Annotated in this window: 18 protein-coding genes and 1 tRNA gene; 6 read left to right on the top strand and 13 right to left on the bottom strand. The window is 63.1% G+C overall.

Translation table 11 applies throughout. The features are described from left to right. Window positions 1–4 precede the first annotated feature (4 nt). Genes L6639_RS12510 through L6639_RS12500 form a run of 3 tightly spaced genes read right to left on the bottom strand, consistent with a single transcriptional unit; the run spans window position 5 to window position 2,798 of the window. Entirely contained in the window at window positions 5–1,183 is a 1,179-nt protein-coding gene (locus L6639_RS12510; RefSeq protein ID WP_237861796.1) for a saccharopine dehydrogenase family protein, read from the bottom strand. Window positions 1,184–1,206: 23 nt separating this feature from the next. Next, complete coding sequence (locus L6639_RS12505; RefSeq protein ID WP_237861794.1) at window positions 1,207–1,989, bottom strand: DUF169 domain-containing protein; 783 nt, start codon at window positions 1,987–1,989, stop codon at window positions 1,207–1,209. 41 nt (window positions 1,990–2,030) lie between these two features. After that, on the bottom strand, window positions 2,031–2,798 hold the full coding sequence (locus tag L6639_RS12500; protein ID WP_237861792.1) for a YdcF family protein: 768 nt from the start codon (window positions 2,796–2,798) through the stop codon (window positions 2,031–2,033). 191 nt (window positions 2,799–2,989) lie between these two features. Between L6639_RS12500 and L6639_RS12495 the strand changes: the two genes are divergently transcribed. The 3 genes from L6639_RS12495 to L6639_RS12485 all read left to right on the top strand — a co-directional run bounded on the left by L6639_RS12495 (window position 2,990) and on the right by L6639_RS12485 (window position 4,874). Further along, on the top strand, window positions 2,990–3,931 hold the full coding sequence (locus L6639_RS12495) for an acetamidase/formamidase family protein (RefSeq protein WP_237861790.1): 942 nt from the start codon (window positions 2,990–2,992) through the stop codon (window positions 3,929–3,931). Between the two features lie 198 nt (window positions 3,932–4,129). Further along, the gene (locus tag L6639_RS12490; protein ID WP_007603456.1) at window positions 4,130–4,327 is read left to right on the top strand and encodes a hypothetical protein; all 198 of its coding nucleotides are present in this window, start codon (window positions 4,130–4,132) and stop codon (window positions 4,325–4,327) included. A gap of 73 nt (window positions 4,328–4,400) precedes the next feature. Next, entirely contained in the window at window positions 4,401–4,874 is a 474-nt protein-coding gene (locus L6639_RS12485; protein ID WP_237862559.1) for a GcrA family cell cycle regulator, read from the top strand. A gap of 283 nt (window positions 4,875–5,157) precedes the next feature. On the opposite strand, the gene L6639_RS12480 is transcribed toward L6639_RS12485, so the two are convergent. Next, window positions 5,158–6,642 carry a porin gene (locus tag L6639_RS12480; RefSeq protein ID WP_237861787.1) on the bottom strand — a complete coding sequence of 495 codons (1,485 nt, stop codon included), beginning with the start codon at window positions 6,640–6,642 and terminating at the stop codon, window positions 5,158–5,160. A gap of 410 nt (window positions 6,643–7,052) precedes the next feature. On the opposite strand from L6639_RS12480, the gene L6639_RS12475 reads away from it, so the two are divergent. Further along, on the top strand, window positions 7,053–7,559 hold the full coding sequence (locus L6639_RS12475) for a MarR family winged helix-turn-helix transcriptional regulator (RefSeq protein WP_237861786.1): 507 nt from the start codon (window positions 7,053–7,055) through the stop codon (window positions 7,557–7,559). 26 nt (window positions 7,560–7,585) lie between these two features. On the opposite strand, the gene L6639_RS12470 is transcribed toward L6639_RS12475, so the two are convergent. The 3 genes from L6639_RS12470 to L6639_RS12460 all read right to left on the bottom strand — a co-directional run bounded on the left by L6639_RS12470 (window position 7,586) and on the right by L6639_RS12460 (window position 11,003). Further along, window positions 7,586–8,701, bottom strand: a complete 1,116-nt coding sequence (locus L6639_RS12470) for an alpha/beta hydrolase family protein (protein ID WP_237861783.1) — start codon at window positions 8,699–8,701, stop codon at window positions 7,586–7,588. Between the two features lie 275 nt (window positions 8,702–8,976). Then, window positions 8,977–9,948, bottom strand: coding sequence for an SDR family NAD(P)-dependent oxidoreductase (locus L6639_RS12465; RefSeq protein ID WP_237861781.1), 972 nt, complete (start codon window positions 9,946–9,948; stop codon window positions 8,977–8,979). Between the two features lie 146 nt (window positions 9,949–10,094). Beyond that, complete coding sequence (locus L6639_RS12460) at window positions 10,095–11,003, bottom strand: dihydrodipicolinate synthase family protein (protein ID WP_237861779.1); 909 nt, start codon at window positions 11,001–11,003, stop codon at window positions 10,095–10,097. Window positions 11,004–11,321: 318 nt separating this feature from the next. Between L6639_RS12460 and L6639_RS12455 the strand changes: the two genes are divergently transcribed. Continuing rightward, window positions 11,322–11,561, top strand: a complete 240-nt coding sequence (locus tag L6639_RS12455) for a hypothetical protein (protein WP_237861777.1) — start codon at window positions 11,322–11,324, stop codon at window positions 11,559–11,561. A gap of 140 nt (window positions 11,562–11,701) precedes the next feature. Here L6639_RS12455 and L6639_RS12450 read toward each other — a convergent pair whose 3' ends face one another. Then, a complete protein-coding gene (locus tag L6639_RS12450; RefSeq protein ID WP_237861775.1) occupies window positions 11,702–12,676 on the bottom strand; it encodes an alpha/beta fold hydrolase in 975 nt (324 codons plus the stop codon). 121 nt (window positions 12,677–12,797) lie between these two features. On the opposite strand from L6639_RS12450, the gene L6639_RS12445 reads away from it, so the two are divergent. Next, a complete protein-coding gene (locus tag L6639_RS12445) occupies window positions 12,798–13,427 on the top strand; it encodes a TetR/AcrR family transcriptional regulator (RefSeq protein ID WP_237861773.1) in 630 nt (209 codons plus the stop codon). Between the two features lie 513 nt (window positions 13,428–13,940). Here L6639_RS12445 and L6639_RS12440 read toward each other — a convergent pair. From L6639_RS12440 to plsX, 5 genes are all read right to left on the bottom strand, one after another. Continuing rightward, window positions 13,941–14,018: transfer RNA gene (locus tag L6639_RS12440), tRNA-Pro, on the bottom strand. A 109-nt stretch (window positions 14,019–14,127) separates the two neighbouring features. Continuing rightward, window positions 14,128–14,706, bottom strand: coding sequence for a MerR family transcriptional regulator (locus L6639_RS12435; protein WP_237861771.1), 579 nt, complete (start codon window positions 14,704–14,706; stop codon window positions 14,128–14,130). A 24-nt stretch (window positions 14,707–14,730) separates the two neighbouring features. Next, a complete protein-coding gene (locus L6639_RS12430) occupies window positions 14,731–15,072 on the bottom strand; it encodes an integration host factor subunit alpha (protein WP_237861769.1) in 342 nt (113 codons plus the stop codon). A 133-nt stretch (window positions 15,073–15,205) separates the two neighbouring features. Beyond that, window positions 15,206–16,186 carry a beta-ketoacyl-ACP synthase III gene (locus L6639_RS12425; protein ID WP_237861767.1) on the bottom strand — a complete coding sequence of 327 codons (981 nt, stop codon included), beginning with the start codon at window positions 16,184–16,186 and terminating at the stop codon, window positions 15,206–15,208. Beyond that, window positions 16,183–17,244, bottom strand: coding sequence for a phosphate acyltransferase PlsX (gene plsX, locus L6639_RS12420; protein WP_237861765.1), 1,062 nt, complete (start codon window positions 17,242–17,244; stop codon window positions 16,183–16,185). Before plsX ends, L6639_RS12425 begins: the two co-directional genes overlap by 4 nt. Window positions 17,245–17,289 lie beyond the last annotated feature (45 nt).

Raw genomic sequence — 17,289 nt, 5'->3', positions numbered from 1 at the left:
GAGCTTAAGCTTCCACCTCGAACGTCAGCCCGGCATTGTCCCGCAGCCGCTTGATCAGCTTGTGCTGCATCGCCGCACCCGGCGTCCAGAAACCGGCCGCGACATCAGTCGCGTCACGCAGCATGCAGATCGCGCATTCGGAGATCATCTTCGAGGTCGAGCCATAGCCGGGATCACGATCGCCGGTCACACCGGCACGAACCATGCGGCCGTCGGGCGCGATCGCGACATAAAGCAAATTGAAGAGCCCGTTCTCGCGCTCCTCCTTCGATGGCCCCTCGCCCGGCTTCGGCGCGCTCGGGCCGGTCTTCTCGGCATTCGCCGCCATCACTCGCTTGGCGTTGGTCTCGCCCTTCTCGCCGGGTCCGGTCAAAACCATCTCGTCGTAGACGAAGTCCTGGCCATAGGGAAAGCCCATCAGCATGTTGGAGCGATGGACGTTGCGGGTGTTGATCAATGCCATCATGAACGGCGCGGCCCAGGAATTGAGATCCTCCTCAATCAGCGGTTTGTTGCCCCTCGGCTGCTTCGGTCCGGTGAAGCCAGGCGTCAACGCGAACGGATCGTTCAGGATCGCGACGAGGCTCATGTCCTTGGCAACCGCATCGAAGGTGGCCTTCGCGCTCGCCGCGGTGCCGCCCGAGAGCGTGCCGCGCATATCGCGCACGCGGCCCTTCACGCGCGGTGCCACAGCGCCGAACACGCGCCTGGCCTCTTCCTGGACGAAGAACGTACCGAGCTCGAAAGGCACGGAGTCGAAGCCGCAGGAGAACACGATGCGCGCGCCGCTCGCTTTCGCAGCCGCCTCGTATTTGTCGATCATCTGCCGCATCCAGATCGGCTCGCCGCAAAGATCGAAATAGTCCGTACCATCAGCAACGCAGGCAGCCAGCAGTTCCTCGCCATAGAGCTGATACGGACCGACCGTCGTGATGACAGATCTCGTCTGCTCTGCCATTGCCTTCAGCGAGGCCGCATCGGACGCATCCGCCACGATCAGCGGCGTGTCTGCGGGCGCGCCGATCGCGCCGCGCACTGACTTCAGCTTGTCGAGGCTGCGTCCGGCCATCGCCCATTTGAGCTGCGTGTCGTTCTTGTAATGCGCCGCCAGATATTCGGCGACGAGCTGACCGGTAAAACCGGTCGCGCCATAGACGACGATGTCGAATTTCGCAGAGCTCATGGTCGTCCCTTATTTCTTCGCCTTTACTTCTTCGCGTAACTCACGCCCATGCCGGCGCGGACGTCGCTTTGAATTCCATAGGGCGGGATCGGATAGCGCAGGCCGTTTTTGGCCAGCGCCTTCATGCCTTCGATTGCCCTGGCGAGATGATGCGGCTTCAGCGCCATCAGCATCTCCTCATCAGGCACGCCGCCATAGCGCCGTTCGGCATAGCATGGCAAGGACAGGCTGGGCTCGCCTGATTTCAGCGCCCGCCCCCAGGAATCCGCGCACGCGGTCTCTCCGACCACGCCCCATTCGAACTTCTTGTAGCCGGTATATTGCAGCCCGTTGATCAGGATGATCATCTGGCCGGGCGTCGCGTAGACGAGACAGATGTCGGGCGGATCGAGCCGGCCGCTTGCGAGCGGGCTGACCGCGAGCGCCTGATACTGCCCGAACGGGACGACGTCCAGTGCCTCCTGGCGCTTGCGCGCATCCTCCGCCGTGCCATGCCACACTCCGACGTAGTTTTCGCCGGCAAGCCATTTCTCGTCCTGGGGTGCGAGGCCGATTACGGCGCGGCATTGGTTGCCGACGAGATCGTCACCGGTGATGCCCACGGTCCAGCCGAGCCGCGAGGCCATGCTGACGATCTGGTCTGTGGTGTGGACCGCATTCGGCCGCCGGATCTTCGGGACCGCCTCCATGTCTTCGGCGCGCGCGAACAGCTTCATGCCGATCACCGTGGTTTTCAACCGCAGCAGATTGTTGAGATCGGCCACGAGGCCGGCAAGATCGATCCTGTCTGCACTCTGCTGTTGCACGAAAGCCTCCCGACGGGTCGTTTGCGTTTCTGCGATCTGTTCTAGTCCTTGCCAGGTCCCGGAAGCAACTCGCTGGTCCTGCCCATGATGCGGTAAGCCAGAAGGCCGATCCACTCGCGCACTGCCACATCGGTGCGGCCGAGACCGTCCGCGCTGATATTGGTGAAGGAAAACAGCTCGTCGCGCCCGCCCATCCGCCAGTCGACCGGATAGGCTTCGACGTCAAAGCCAGCCTTGCGGAAAATGCCCATCGAACGCGGCATGTGGTAGGCCGAGGTGATGAGCAGCCAGCGCTCGCCCGGCTTCGGTGCCACCAGACGCTTCGTGAAGACCGCGTTCTCGTAAGTGTTGCGCGAGTCCCGTTCCACGACGAGGCGCTCTTTTGGGATGCCGATGCTTTCCAGAATCGGGACCGAATAGTCGGCCTCTCTGGCGTGGGTCGAGATCAGGTTGGCTGAGCCTCCTGTGAAGACGATACGCGCATTCGGATAACGGCGGGCAAGCTCGGCCGGCGCCAACAGGCGATCGGCCGCATGCAAGACCACCGGCGTGTGGTGCGCCGCCGACAGATCGGTATCGACGGAGCCGCCCAGCACGATGATGCCGTCGGGCGCGCCGCGCGACGGATCCCACGGCGGAAAGCGCGATTCCAGCGGATAGAGCAAGAGATTGCCGAGCGGCGAAAATGCGGCGAGCGCGAGCAGGACCAGCGTGGTCGCGGCCAGCTTCCGGCCGATCCCGGCAAAGCGCGTTGCCATCAGCACGACCGAGATGATCCCGAGCTCGACCAGAAGATTGAGCGGCAGCACCGCGGCGCCAAGCGTCTTGGAAAGAACGAAGAACAGGAGAAACCTCGCTGAAATGATCGTAGCTGTGACACGTGGGCTTGACCCGCCCGCTTATCTTCAGAAATCTTCTTGGAAGAGGATCGATTGCCGGGTCAAGCCCGGGCATTGCAAGTTCTCGAGCGCTTTCGGATGAAAACGACTGGACACCGCGAATGACCCATCACCACCTGTATGCGAGCGCCGAAACCTGCCATTGGGGCTTCTTCGAAGCCAGGCTCAAGCCTGTCCTCACCGTCGCAAGTGGAGACGAAGTCACGGTCGACACCATCAGCGGCGGGCCTGAAGTGGTCCCTGACCGCAGCCGGTTTCACGTTCCGCCCGAGATGTCCGAGGTGCATGCGAAATCCGATCGGATGGTGCCAGGTCACATCCTCACCGGGCCGATCGCCGTGGACGGTGCCGAACCCGGCGACGTCCTCCAGGTCGATATCCTCGACGTCCAGCTTCGGCAGGATTGGGGCTGGAATCTGATCAAGCCGCTAGCCGGCACCCTGCCCGACGATTTCCACGAGACGCGACTTCTCAACATCCCGCTGGACCGGGAGCGGATGGTCGGCCGCATGCCTTGGGGCCTCGACCTGCCCCTGAAGCCGTTTTTCGGCGTGATGGGCGTGTCGCCGCCCCCTGCCTGGGGCCGCATCTCCTCGCTCGTCCCGCGCGCCATGGGCGGCAACCTCGACAACAAGGAGCTCGGCGCCGGCGCGACGCTCTATCTGCCAGCGTTCGTCCCCGGCGCGATGTTCTCCTGCGGCGACGGCCATGGCGTGCAGGGCGACGGCGAGGTCTGCGTCACCGCAATCGAGACCGCGCTCTCGGGCCTCTTCCGCCTGACGCTGCGCAAGGATTTGCGGTTCTCCTATCCGCGCGCGGAGACGCCGACGCACTACATGACCATGGCGATGGACCCCGACCTCGACCAATGCGCGATACGAGCGCTGCGCGACATGATCGCGCTGCTCGGCGAAACGCGAAACCTCTCCCGCGAAGACGCCTATACGCTGTGCAGCCTCGCGGCCGATCTGCGAGTGACCCAGACCGTCAACGGCTCCAAGGGCATCCATTGCATGATCGAAAAGGCCATCGTGCACGGCTGAGTCCGGACGAACCTCCTGCCCCGCTGACGCCACGCGCCGCCCGCAATCCGCGCGGCGCGCCGGCGCGCGTCAACTTTTCCGAGCGATTCCAACGCGCTGTGCCACCGATAAAGCCCGGATTTGACTTCTACCCCTGAACCTAAATAGAGTCTTAATCGTTACTTTTATGTACCTGAGTAAGAGGCTAGCGTTCGGGCCATGGCCACCGAAAAAGCCGAGACTGACCGCATTCCCGTAACTTTGGCGCTCTCGACCATCACCTATCTGGAAAAGCTGGTGAGACAGGGCACCCACGGCACCAGCGTTCCCGGCGTCGCACGGACATTGATCGAGGAAGGCATCCGTCTCGCCATCAAGGACGGACTTTTGTCGATTCGCGACAATGGCAGGACGTGAGCGGGCGACGAGCGTGAAGCGGACGGAGCTCGAGCGACTGATGGCCAGATGTCGCAACCTGGGACCGTTACAAATGCCTGTACTCTCTCCGACCTGGACCAACGAACGAATTGAACTGCTGAAGCAACACTTCGAGGCCGGCCTGTCCTGCCGCGAGATCGCCGCCGACATCGGCGTCAGCCGCAACGCCGTCATCGGCAAGCTGTCGCGCCTCAATCTTACACGTGGCCGCTCGGTCGACGAGCGCAGGCTGCAGGACAGGGCTTCCGCCCCACGCGCGCCAAAAGCGGTGCCCCGGCTGCAATTTGAAATGCTCGCCACGATCTACGGCGAAGCGGACGCGGCACCCGTGACTGGGCCGATCGACGACACCAACCGCTGCTCACTGATGGAGCTCGACGAGACTCGCTGCCGCTGGCCGATCTCGACGCCCGGCGCGGAGGACTTTTGCTTCTGCGGCAATTCCGCGAACGACGGCCAGCCCTATTGCACCGGCCACAGCCGCATCGCCTATCGGCCGAACTCCCGCGCGCGCGTCATGCGCTGATAAGGCGTGTGCCTTCTCCCCACAACGAAAAACCTCCGGCAGGGCACTACCGGAGGTTTCTGGAGGCTTAGCGTGAAGCTAAGAGCCGTGACTTTCGAAATCGGCTGAACCCTATATAGCTGACCAACTCAGGTAAGTAAATAAAATTGGTGGGCGATCGAATCGCATAGCTCGTCTTCGTCGCCCGCGGAGGAGATTTCTGATTTACAAAATCAGCATTGATCAAGAAAAAAGCCCCGGCGGTTGCCCGCCGAGGCTCTGATCGAACTGACGCGATCGATGATCAGAAGTTGCGCTGGGCGCGCAGCATCATCGTGACCGAGTTCTGGTCCTTCAGCTCATACACCGCAGCCGGCTTGGCAGCGGTTGCGATCGCCGGAGCAGTGATCGAGCCGGCGTACTTCTGATCCAGACGCGACCAGCTCACGTCAGCCGTGAACGCCAGGTTCTTGACCGGAGTCCACACGGTGTTGACGCCGAGAACGCTGAAGTTGAAGTCCGGGTTACAGGTTGCACCGGCTACGGCGATCGTCGCGAAGTTGGCGCAGATCAGGGTCTTGCCGGTCGAGCCATAGCTCGCCGAAGCATAGCCACCGTAAATGGCGCTCGCCCAGTTCGGGCTCCAGTTGTGGGTGTACCCACCGCGGACGCCCCAGGTCTTGACGGTATCGATGCTGGTACCGGTTCCGAAGACGCCGTCTGCAAGACCGGCGAAGCCGATGCTCTGATACGCCGAGCTGCTGCCGCCGAACATGAAGAAGCTCTGCGGGAACAGGCTCTGGAAGTTGTAGCGTGTCGCACCGTCGGTATAGACGGCCTGCAGGTTGATGGAGTCGCCCGCACCGGTCGGGATGTTCTTGATCGACAACGAGCCCTGCACAGCCCAGCCCCACTTGTCGCCGGGATGACCGCTGGGTTCCGTCGCGCCGTAATAGCCGGCATGGATGTCATGGCCGACAACCGACAGCTGGGCCAGACCCCAAGCCTGATCAACGCGGACCGCACCAATGATGTCGGGTGAACGTGTTCCACCCCAAGAGTTGGCACCATAGACACCGGTCACGAACTGGGCGGCCGTGCCGGACGATACGTTCCAGAGATTCGACTGGCCGTTCGACGCCGACGTTTCGTCTTCCAACGCGAGCGAACCGGTGATGCCCTGGCCGAAGTCAGCCGTATAGGCAACCTGGTTCACGCCGTTGACGTGGTTGGAGCCGCCAGGAATGCTGTCGGGACCGCCAGCCGGATAGCTCTGCCACGGGGCGTCGAAGATCGAGACCGTGCGGCCGAAGGTAAAGCCGGCGAACTGGATGAACGCGTGGTAGAGACCGAGCGAAGCCGAGCTGCTCGAGATCGCCGACGGGTTGCTGCCGGTGACGTTGGACGTATCATAGGTGAAGACCATGTCGGCATAGGTCCGCACAACGCCGTATTCGGTCGCAGTGCGGGTATCGACGTTGAGGTCCAAACGAGCGCGGCTGTAGTAGTAGTTGGTCAGGCGGTTGTTCGACCCACCGTTCGCAGAGCTCGTGCTGTTATTGAAGCCGTAGTCGCCGGCGCCGCCGAGAATCGCGTCAGCGCGGACGTAACCACCGAACTTGATGCAGGTGTCGGTGCCCGGCATGTAGTAGAAACCCGCACCGTACAGCGAGCAGATCTTCACGTATTCGACCGCCTTGGCCTTGACCGGAAGATCAGCCGCCTGAGCTCCACCGACGGCGATCAAACCCGCCGCAGTGCCGAGCAAAAGGCTCTTCACCACTTTCATTTAAAACCTCCAAGTTGCTCATTTTACGGAGACCGGACCGCAAGGCCCCCCAGATCCCCGTCTCTTCATCAAATCCGCTCGGCCGCTTCGCGCTTTCGGACGCACCTGCTTGAGACGCGAGGGACGTGAGCGAACCACCTGCAACGGGACGATCGAGAACCCCCCACCGTCACGGATCAATATGCCTGCACCATTCCGTTAATCAAAATAGTTTATTAGATCAGCTTTGTTGTTTCACTATCCCTGTGTCTGCGGCGCAACACCGGAGATGGGCGAAAATGCTGACCCGCTCATATTTGTAATTTCCGTGACACAATTACCCTGCTCTGCACTTGCGTCAGGGCAGACTTGCGTGGACTATGCCCGCCGCGAAAACTGGCGAGAATGAATCAGCTTGCGGGAGTGACGCTGTGTCAGCGACGAGGAAAGAAGGGGCGCGCCTCCGCTCCGCCGGCAATCTCGATATCATCAGGCGATTCACCTGGGAGATATCCTCGATCAACATGTACCTGGAGGAGCTGCGTCAGTTCTGGGCCAGGACGCTCGGCATCAGCGGACCGCAATGGCTGATCCTGATGGCGATTTCCGATCTCGACAAGGACGATGGCGTGCCCGTCAACGTGGTGTCCAAGCTGCTTCACGTCGACCCGTCCTTCGTCACCACCCAGTCCAAGCTGCTGGAGAAGAAGGGTCTCTTGCGCCGCCGCCCCTCACCGACCGACGCCCGCGTGGTGCGGCTGTCGCTGGTCGAGAAAACGCAGAAGCACATCGCGAGCCTCAACGAGCAGTACAAGACGATTCGCGAATTCGTCTTCCAGGAGTTCGACGAGAACGAGCTGACGGAATTCACCGCCAAGCTCGCGACGCTGAAGAGCCGGCTCGAGAAGGCCTGCGTCAGAATCTCCCTGGACTTCTGAGGCGATTCTCGGCTCGAAGGCCGCGCTCAGATACGCTTGCCGGTGGCGCCGAGCTGGGATTCGAGCCAGTCGAAGATGTATTCGTTCGCAAGGCTCGGATTGTCGGCATGCGCCTGTGCCGCGCCGGTCTCCGCTGCGGTGAACACTTTCAGCACGATGTCCGAGCTGCCGAGCCGGGATTTCTGCACGATCTGTTGCGCCCGGTCGGCCTCGAGCCAACCGTCCTCGCCCAGCGTGATCAGCACCGGGCATTCCGCGCTTGAAGCCATCAGCGGCGCATGCGGCACCGGGACGATGCTGAGGTCTCTCATGGCGAAACGGCTGGCAAAGAACGACCGCTCGTGCAGATCCCAGAGACCGCCATCGCAAACGGCGGCAGCAAACCGCGGCTCCTGCAACACGGCGCGCGCGACGAAGGATGAGCCCCACCCGTCGGCCACGATCGCAACGCGATCGAAATCGACATCGCTGCGCAGCTCCAGGTAATCCATGACGCTGGCAATCGAGCTCTCGATATCTCGACGCTGCAGCAGCACGTCCATGTAATCGTCGCGCTCGTCGCCCAGCAGATCGAGCGCCAGCATCGAGAAGCCGCGCTCGCGTGCATGCGGCGCCAGCTTGACCAGGAATTCTTCCTTGCGATGCCCGGGCTCGCCGATGCAGATCACGGTCGGTGCGCGACCGCTCGCCGCAGGCGCGGGTAGGAAATAGCCCTGCAACGAATGCCCTTCGACCCACGGGATTGTCACGACTTCGCCGGCAGGCCCGCGCGCCGTGAGGAAACGGCGAGCGCATTCCTGCATCGCGAGCACCGCGACCCAGCGGCGCTCGTCGGCGGGATCGAGCGGCATCGCAGCCGCGCCGTAATAGTTCATCGCGCGCAGCCAATTGCGCTGCGCGGTGACCATGTGGCCTTCCGCGAAGGCCGCCTCGGCACGGTGCCTGTTGGCCTGGGCCAGCTTCTTCCACTCGCGATGCCAGGACTGTTCGTCGCCGCGCTTGAGCTGCCGCGCGATCATCAGGCATTCGGCGATGGTGGCGCCGCCCTCTTGTGCCGCGGTCAGCAACCGGGTGAACTCAGCGGAGATATCCTCTCTCTCCGGGCAGAGGATGAAATCGTCGGAGAGGCATGCGGGTATCATCGGAGCGGCGCTCTATCGTGGCATTACCCCTGATTCACTAAACTATTTTAGTTCACCGACCAAGCTGCGGCAGGCCGAATGGGACCCGAACAAGATCACCATCGCTTGAACGCGGGAATATCATTGCATGAGTCACATTCCGTTGCGTCATAAGGTCATCAAGATAAGCAAGGGGCGGCCACAAATCCCGAGTAAAATGTGTTGCCTACCCCTTGCGATGACGATGATCATGCCTACCTACGCGCGCCGTTATCGACCGCCTCCGCCAAAGCGCGTCAGCCAAGCCGCCAGCCGACCTCCTGGGTAAAGCTTTCGTAGAACGCGCGGTCATAGGCCTGCTCGGGCGTCGCGCGGACACGCTCGTCGAGACGCTTTGCGTCATCCCCCACAAGTATGCGCCACCGCTCTGCCTTGACGCCATCCAGGATGATCTTGGCAGCCTGCGCAGCGGTCGTCGGTGCATCCTCGAGGAAGCTGCGGGCGCGCTCGGTGAACACCGCCTGGATGTCCTCGTCCGACATTTTGTCAGCATCTGGCACACCGGCCGCGACCATGCGTTTGCGGGTCAGCGCGACCTCGTCGGCGTTGAGACGCTCCGAACCGTCGCCGCTCTGCACCTTGCGCGAATTGGAGACGATCGAGGTGCCGATATGGCCGGGCATCACCACCGAGCATTTGACATGCGGGGCGTGCAGGCGGAGATCGTTGATCAGCGCTTCGGTGAATCCCTTCACCGCAAATTTCGCCGAGCTGTAGGCGGTGTGCGCCTGGCCCATGCCGATCGAGGCCCAGAAGCCGTTGACGCTGGCGGTATTGACGATGTGGGCTTCGTCCGCCGCAACCAGCATCGGCAGGAAGGTGCGGACGCCGAGATAGACGCCGCCCCAGCAGATGTTGAAGGTGCGTTCCCACTGCTCGCGCGTGTTGGTGAACAGGCTGCCGCCGCCGCCGATGCCGGCATTGTTGAACAGCAGATGGATCTTGTCCGTCTTCTGCTGCTCGGCGAGCTCGTCGCGAAAACGCTTGAGATGATCTTCGATCGAGACGTCGGCGACATGGGTGGTCACGCGCAGGCCCTGCGGAAGCTTCTCGACCTCGCACAGCCGCTTGGTCTCGGCCATCGCGGCTTCCGACACGTCGCACATCGCGACGTTGCAGCCCTCGGCCACGAGCTGCCGCGCGAGCTCCCGCCCCATGCCCGTGCCGCCACCGGTGATGACTGCGATCTTTCCAGCAAATTCCTTCATGGGACTTTCGGCACCTCCCCTTGTCGGACTGTTTCTTCGTCGTTGGCGCGCCGCGCATGCGACGCGCGCAAAATGTAGCAGCGCCGCATCCGCAGGTAAAAGCGGATCGGCGCTGTGTCTCGACATCAGTTATTTCGGCGTGCGGACTATTCGGCTGCCTCGATCTGCGGCCCGTCCAGCGCGCCGAGCGCATCCAGCGCCTTGCGGGTCGCCGCCTGCTGCGCGGGTGAAGCCTCCGGCATTGGCGCACGCGGATAGGTTCTGGGCAGGCCCTGCAGCGTCTGCGCGTAACGCGTGCAGGCCGGCAGATTGTCGGCAATGATCGCGTTCCACAGTGTCAGCAGCTTCTTGTGCAGCTCGAGCGCGCGCGGATGGTCGCCCGCCTTCACGGCATTCCACAGCGCCACGGAAGCATGCGGCGCAGCGGTCAGGATCGCGGCGATCGAGCCGTGGGCGCCGAGCGTGTAGGACGGATACATCAGCGCATCGACCGCGCTGTAGATCAGCTTGTCCGGCGCCATCATCATGAGGTCCGCGAACAGTTTTAAATCGCCCGCGCTCTGCTTGACGCCGACCACCAGCGGCACTTCGGTCATGATCCGCGTCAGCAGCGCCGGCGACAGGTATGACCACGGCACAACATTGTAGATGATGATGGGCATGCCGGTTTCTTCAGCCATGGCGCGAAAATGCGCCACCATCGCCTCGTCATCCGGCTTGAACAGATAATGCACCGGCGTCACCTGCAGGGCCGCGACATTCATGTCGCGCACCAGCTTGCCGCGGCGGATCGCATCGCGCGTGGAATCGACGATGATGCCGGCAATGACCGGAATGCGTCCGTTCACCGCCTCGACCGTCGCGTCGATCAGGTCGCGATATTCCTCGTGGTCGAGCGTGTGACCCTCGCCGGTCGAACCACCGGCCGCGACCCCATGTGCACCAGCACCGATCATCCAGTCGACCTGGGGCGCAACGAGCTTGTAGTCGATCTCGCCGTCTCTCCGAAACGGTGTCGTCATCGGCGGGATCACGCCGGTCGGTCGTGCCTTCATGGTCTGCCCTCGCGTTTCCAAAACCCTCGTGGCGGCCCGCTCTCTCGGCGGGTGTCCACGAGAAGCCTATCGGCTGCGCGAGACCTGAGAAGCGCTGGCGGCGCGAAGCTGCCCCTGAAATCCAGCATTCCTACGGATCGATTCCCCTGCGGTTCCCGTATTTGTCCGGCTTCGGTTCAGGAGCAATTTTTTTACAATCCGAATCGTCAAATGGGGCACTGGGGCGAGCAGGCCCGGCCGGCGTGTCGTTTCCGACACAGGCTGTGGCACTCGGCTTGCATCCTCCTCGTGGTCGAAACTACCGATGAGGTGACTGGAATGTTCATAACCGTCGTTGCCGTGCTCTGCCGGCTTGGCGCTGCTGCCTCGGGCAGCTGCGTCGAGGAAATCGTGACCGACAGCAACATGACGCCCGACATGTCGATGATGGCATGTGCAGTCGGTGCACAGGCCCCGCTCGCAAAATGGATGGACGAGCATCCGATCTATCACGTCAATTGGCGCCTCGAGCGCTACAAGTGCGTGCCGGGTCACTACGAGATCAAGGGGCACGCCTAAGGCCCCGCAAAACTACCGATACCGAGGAGACGCCCCGGGGGCCGCACCGTCCCTCCGCGCGGCACGACCGGCGCCAAGGTCTCGCAGCACCAAAGTCTCGCGCGAGGCAGCGCGCAGCGTGACACCAGTCACGCTCCCTCTTAAACTACCGCACCCAAAATCATCGCACGCGCCCGCCGGCCCTCCGGCGTCGGCATCAGCGCGTAATTGTGAGGCTGGTTCCGCCACAGATGCAACTCGACCGGCACACCAGCTGATCGTGCTCGCGCGGCGAGATCGACGCTGTCAGGGTAGAGCAGATCGCGTGTGCCCGAAAAGATCGTCATCGGCGCCAGCTCTCTGAACGCGCCGTTGAGCGGGCTGACGAAGGGGTGGCCGACATCGAGCTCGCCGGCATAGAGCCGCCCGGCCTCGATGATGCCGGGAATGTCCTGGATCGGATCGCGCACGGCGATCTCCGCTTGCTCGGGGCGGCTGACAGACGCGTCGGCTCCAGGCGAGATCAGCACCAGCCGGTTCGGCTGGCGGTGACCGCGATCGCGCAGCCATTGGCACGCCGCAAGCGCAAGACCCGCGCCGGCCGAATTGCCGACCACCGTGACCTTTGCCTGCCCCGCATCCTCCAGCAGCATCCGCAACAGCTCGGCCGTCGCAGGCACGACATCCTTCGCAGTGGCGCGCGGCGCCAACGGGTAGATCGGCACGACGCAGACGACGCCCGCTTCGCGTGTCATCTGGCCGACAAAGCGCCAATGCGCCGGCACGATCTCGTTGATGTAGCCGCCACCATGCAGGAACATGACGAAGTTGCAGCCCTCATGGCCCGACGACGGCGCGGTGTAATAGACCGGCCAGCCGCCCATCTTGGTCAGCATCGCCTCGACGCCGCGCCCCAAACCCGTCGGCTCGAATGATGCAGGCTCCAGCGCGAGTTTCTGCACACGTGCCTGCACGGCTTCCGCGGAGGCGAGCTGCTGCTTGTAGGGAAGCTGCCGCAGCAGCAAGTTGAACAGCCGGCTCTGCAGGCTCGGCGCGGGATCGCGCCGGGCGCGCGGACTGAACACGCAACCCTCAGGGCAAAACTGCAAGGCCGATACGATCCTGGCAACGCTCATGGCCACATCCCCATCTGGCTCGTCCGACGCGGCGACAGAGAGGCTTGCTGACCCGCCGCCACTTGCCGTTATAATGCGAGCATTCGCTCGCTTTTCCAACTCGCATTCGGATCACAAGGCCGTGGCCCACAAAGCGCCGACAAAACCCCGAAAAAGCGCCTCGCAGCAGCGATCCCGCGCCACCGTCGACGCGCTGGTCGAGGCGACTGCTCGCATTCTGGTCAAGGACGGTTTCGAGAAGACGAGCACCAACCGGATCGCCGAGGCCGCCGGCGTCAGCGTCGGCTCGCTGTATCAATATTTCCCAAGCAAGGAGGCGCTCGTCGCGGCCGTGATCGATCGTCACAACGAGGAGATCATGGCGATCGTCCGTGCAACGCTCCTCGAGGTTGCCGACATGCCGATCGAGAAAGCCGTGCGTCGCCTCGTCACCGTCGCGATCGACGCGCACCGCATCAACCCCAAACTGCATCGCGTGCTCGCCGAGCAGATCCCGCGCGCGGGCAAGCTCGACGTCGAAGCCTTCAACCGCGAGGTCCACGCGCTCGTGCGCGCCTATCTCGACAGCCGTCGCAAGGAGATGCGCAGGATCGACCTCGACATCGCCACCTTCATCTGCGTCAGCGCCATCGAAGCCGTCGCGCACAACACGGTGCTGCACCAGGCCGAGACGCTGCCGGACAAGATCGTGCGGACGCTGGTGGATGAGACGACGCGGATGGTGGTGGGATATCTGCGGCCATCCGCCTAGCATTCGTTCCTGAACCAGGTCGTCGCTGGACGTCATCGAATCAAGGCCGCGATCGATTCGCGGGCGACCAGAGCGACACGCCTCACCTCGTTACCTAACTGCCGCAATTCAAGAAAGCGTGCGCCAAGCTATGCCGGGGTTGAATCCTGCACGGAAGGTAATTACCTGACAAAGTCAGATGATTCAGTCACCAGAATGGAAGGCGATCGCCATCGCAGGGACCGTTGCGTGCGTCTCGATGTCGCTTTTGGCCATCGACGCAACGCTGGACCTCAACGTCGGCGGGCTGACCAAACGCCTCCAAAGCGCGCAAGCCTCCCTCGTGGACACGATGGGACAGTATCAACTTGCCTTCGCCGTCCCGACCTGGGCTCGTGGCAAGCCTCCTGCGGACCAGTCCTGTCCGCGCGGCGGGTGCTGACCGCCAGCTACCAACAACGGATTGCTTGAAGGACAGCCGATCGCTTGCCGATCCCGCGATCGCGCAAGCACTTGGCCATTCTCTGAAGAAAATGGTCGGAGCGAGAGGATTTGAACCTCCGACCCCTAGTCTCCCAGACTAGTGCGCTAACCGGGCTGCGCCACGCTCCGAACGTCGTTCCATTAGCTAGGATCGGAGCGATGCGCAAGGAGAGCCACACCATTTTGGTGTCTTCGCTCAAAGCTCCGGAACTGACCGCAAAGCTGAGGTAAAGCGCGGTCAACCGTCCTTCAGCGCCTGATCCAGCATTTCCCGGCAGGCGACCAGATCGGCGAGCACCCGTCCCAGCCGTTCCCGGTCCAGCGCGCTGGGGCCGGCCGGCGCGGCTGATGTGCCGCCCTTGCGGAAAGTGGTGAGGATTTCCTCGTCGTCGACCTCCGTGAAGCGGAAGTCGATGCCTTCCTCCTCGTCGCCCTGGTAGTCGTCATCGTCGGCATCCGTGATGCCCTTGATGGGCGGCTCGTCGTCGGGCTCCATCAGGCTCGCGCCGATGGCGTCCTCGATCGCCCCGAACGAGACCGCGGCTGCACCGTCGGCCAAGCCCTGCACCGATTTGACGCCGTGCTCCTTCAGGATCCGCTGCACCCCGCGGATGGTGTAGCCCTCGCCGTAGAGCAGGCGGCGGATGCCCTTGAGCAGGTCGACATCGTCAGGGCGGTAATAGCGGCGTCCGCCGCTGCGCTTCATCGGCTTGATCTGGGAGAAGCGGGTCTCCCAGAACCGCAGCACGTGCTGCGGAATGTCGAGTTCCTGCGCTACTTCGCTGATGGTTCGGAACGCATCCGGCGCCTTGTCCAAATGCCCGTCCTTTCCGAATGGCGGTTACGCCTCGGGTTGAGTCTTGCTGGCATCGCCATTGGTGCGGTGCTGGGCGTTGATCCGCTGCTTCAGGATCGCCGACGGCTTGAACACCATCACCCGGCGCGGCGAGATCGGCACCTCGGTGCCGGTCTTCGGATTGCGGCCGATGCGCTGGCCCTTCTTGCGGACCATGAAGGAGCCGAACGAGGACAGCTTCACCGTCTCGCCCTTCTCAAGGCAATCGGTGATTTCCTTCAGCACGAGTTCCACGAACGCAGACGATTCCGTCCGCGACAGGCCCACCTTCTGGTAGACGGCCTCGCAGAGATCCACACGCGTTACGGTTTTACTTTGATCGGTCATCGCCCTGCCCCACATCACGGCGAACAATTGTTGTCTGAAATTATGAACTTACGTTACGGCGGTCAACACCGTTCATCAATGCAGACGCATCGATATCGGCGCAGATTCCGGCAAAATTTTATCTGATGTGGCTTTACCAGCGCACCAGCGCCGAGCCCCAGGTGAAGCCGCCGCCCATGGCCTCCAGCAGAACCATGTCGCCGCGCTTGATGCGGCCGTCCTTGCGCGCCACCGACAGCGCCAGCGGGATAGAGGCCGCCGAGGTGTTGCCGTGGCGGTCCACCGTCAGCACCACCTTCTCCGGCGCGATATGGAGCTTGTGCGCGGAGGCGTCGATGATTCGCTTGTTGGCCTGGTGCGGCACGAACCAGTCGATGCTGTCGGCATTGAGCCCGGTCGCCTGGAAGGCGTCGACGATCACGTCGGTAATCATGCCGACCGCATGCTTGAAGACCTCGCGGCCCTCCATGCGGAGGTGACCGACCGTCTGGGTCGAGGACGGCCCGCCGTCGACGAACAGTTTTGCCTTGTGCCGGCCGTCAGAGCGCAGATGCGTCGTCACCACGCCGCGGTCGGTGGCAGCCTTGCCCGGCTGCTCCTGTGCCTCCAGCACAACGGCGCCCGCGCCGTCGCCGAACAGCACGCAGGTGCCGCGATCGTTCCAGTCGAGGATGCGCGAGAACGTCTCGGCGCCGATCACCAGCGCGCGCTTGAAGGCGCCGGTGCGCAGGAAATTGTCGGCGGTGGCCAGCGCGAACACGAAGCCCGAGCACACGGCCTGCAGATCGAACGCCGCACCATGGTTGATGCCGAGCCCGTGCTGCACGGCGACCGCCGTTGCAGGGAAGGTGTTATCGGGCGTCGAGGTCGCGAGTACGATCAGCTCGATCGATTGCGCATCCACGCCGGCATCGGCAAGCGCGGCCTGCGCCGCCTTGATCGCCAGATGGGAGGTGAATTCGCCCTCGGCCGCAATGTGCCGTTCGCGAATGCCGGTGCGCTGGACGATCCATTCGTCGGACGTGTCGATACGCGCCGCCAACTGGGCGTTGGTCACCACCTGCTCCGGCAGATAAGAGCCGCAGCCGAGCACGACCGAACGAATTTGAGTCACGAAACAGCCTCCTGCGCGGTCTGCACGGAATTGAGTGCACTACCCTCGCGGTTGAGCATCTGATTGATCTTATTCAGGAGATCGTAGTGAGCCATCTCATAGCCAACATCGATCGCATAGGCAAAGCCTTCGGCGTTGATTCCGCCGTGGCTCTTGACCACAATCCCGTTCAGCCCGAGCAGAACCCCACCGTTCGACTTGTTCGGGTCCATCTTGTCGCGCAGGGCCTGGAAGGCATTGCGGGCAAACACATAGCCGATCTTGGAGAGCCAGCTCCGCTGGATCTCGTGACGAAGTAATTCCGCCATCTGGCGCGCGGTTCCCTCGGCGGCCTTGAGCGCGATGTTGCCGCTGTAGCCCTCGGTCACGATTACATCGGCCATCCCCTTGCCGATGCCGTCGCCTTCGACAAAGCCGATATATTCGAGTTCCGGCAGGTTCATCGCGCGCAGCATCTCGGCGGCCTCGCGGATCTCCTCGTGCCCCTTGATCTCCTCGGTCCCGATGTTGAGCAGGCCGACCGTGGGGCGCTTCTTGTCGAACACCACGCTCACCATGGCTGCGCCCATCACCGCGAGCGCCACCAGATGGCGCGCATCGCCCCCGATCGTGGCGCCGAGATCGAGCACCACTGACTGGCCGCGCGTGGTCGGCCATATCGCTGAAATGGCCGGGCGATCGATGCCAGGCAGGGTGCGCAGATGGAACCGGGCCATCGCCATCAGCGCGCCGGTGTTGCCGGCGGAGACCGCGACATCGGCCTCCCCCTTCTTCACCGCGTCGATGGCGAGCCACATCGAGGAGGTCTTGCGGCCGCGTCGCAGGGCCTGGCTCGGCTTGTCCGAGCCGCTGACGGCGACGTCGGTATGGATAATCCTCGATACGGCCTTGAGCTGGGGATGCCGATCGAGCTCGGGCTCGATCCTGGCGCGGTCCCCAACCAGCAGGAATTCAGTGTCCCGATGCCTCGCGAGGGAAATGGCTGCGCCTGGAATGACCACGGCAGCGCCGTCGTCGCCCCCCATGGCGTCCAGCGCGATGCGAACCTTGCTTGGCATAAAAGTCCCGGAAACCTGGTCTGGTGCGGTCCTGAACGAGCGGGC

It is taken from the genome of Bradyrhizobium zhengyangense (assembly GCF_022012555.1).
GTDB classification, from domain to species: Bacteria; Pseudomonadota; Alphaproteobacteria; order Rhizobiales; family Xanthobacteraceae; genus Bradyrhizobium; species Bradyrhizobium zhengyangense.
This window is presented reverse-complemented; position numbering and strand designations above follow the sequence as displayed.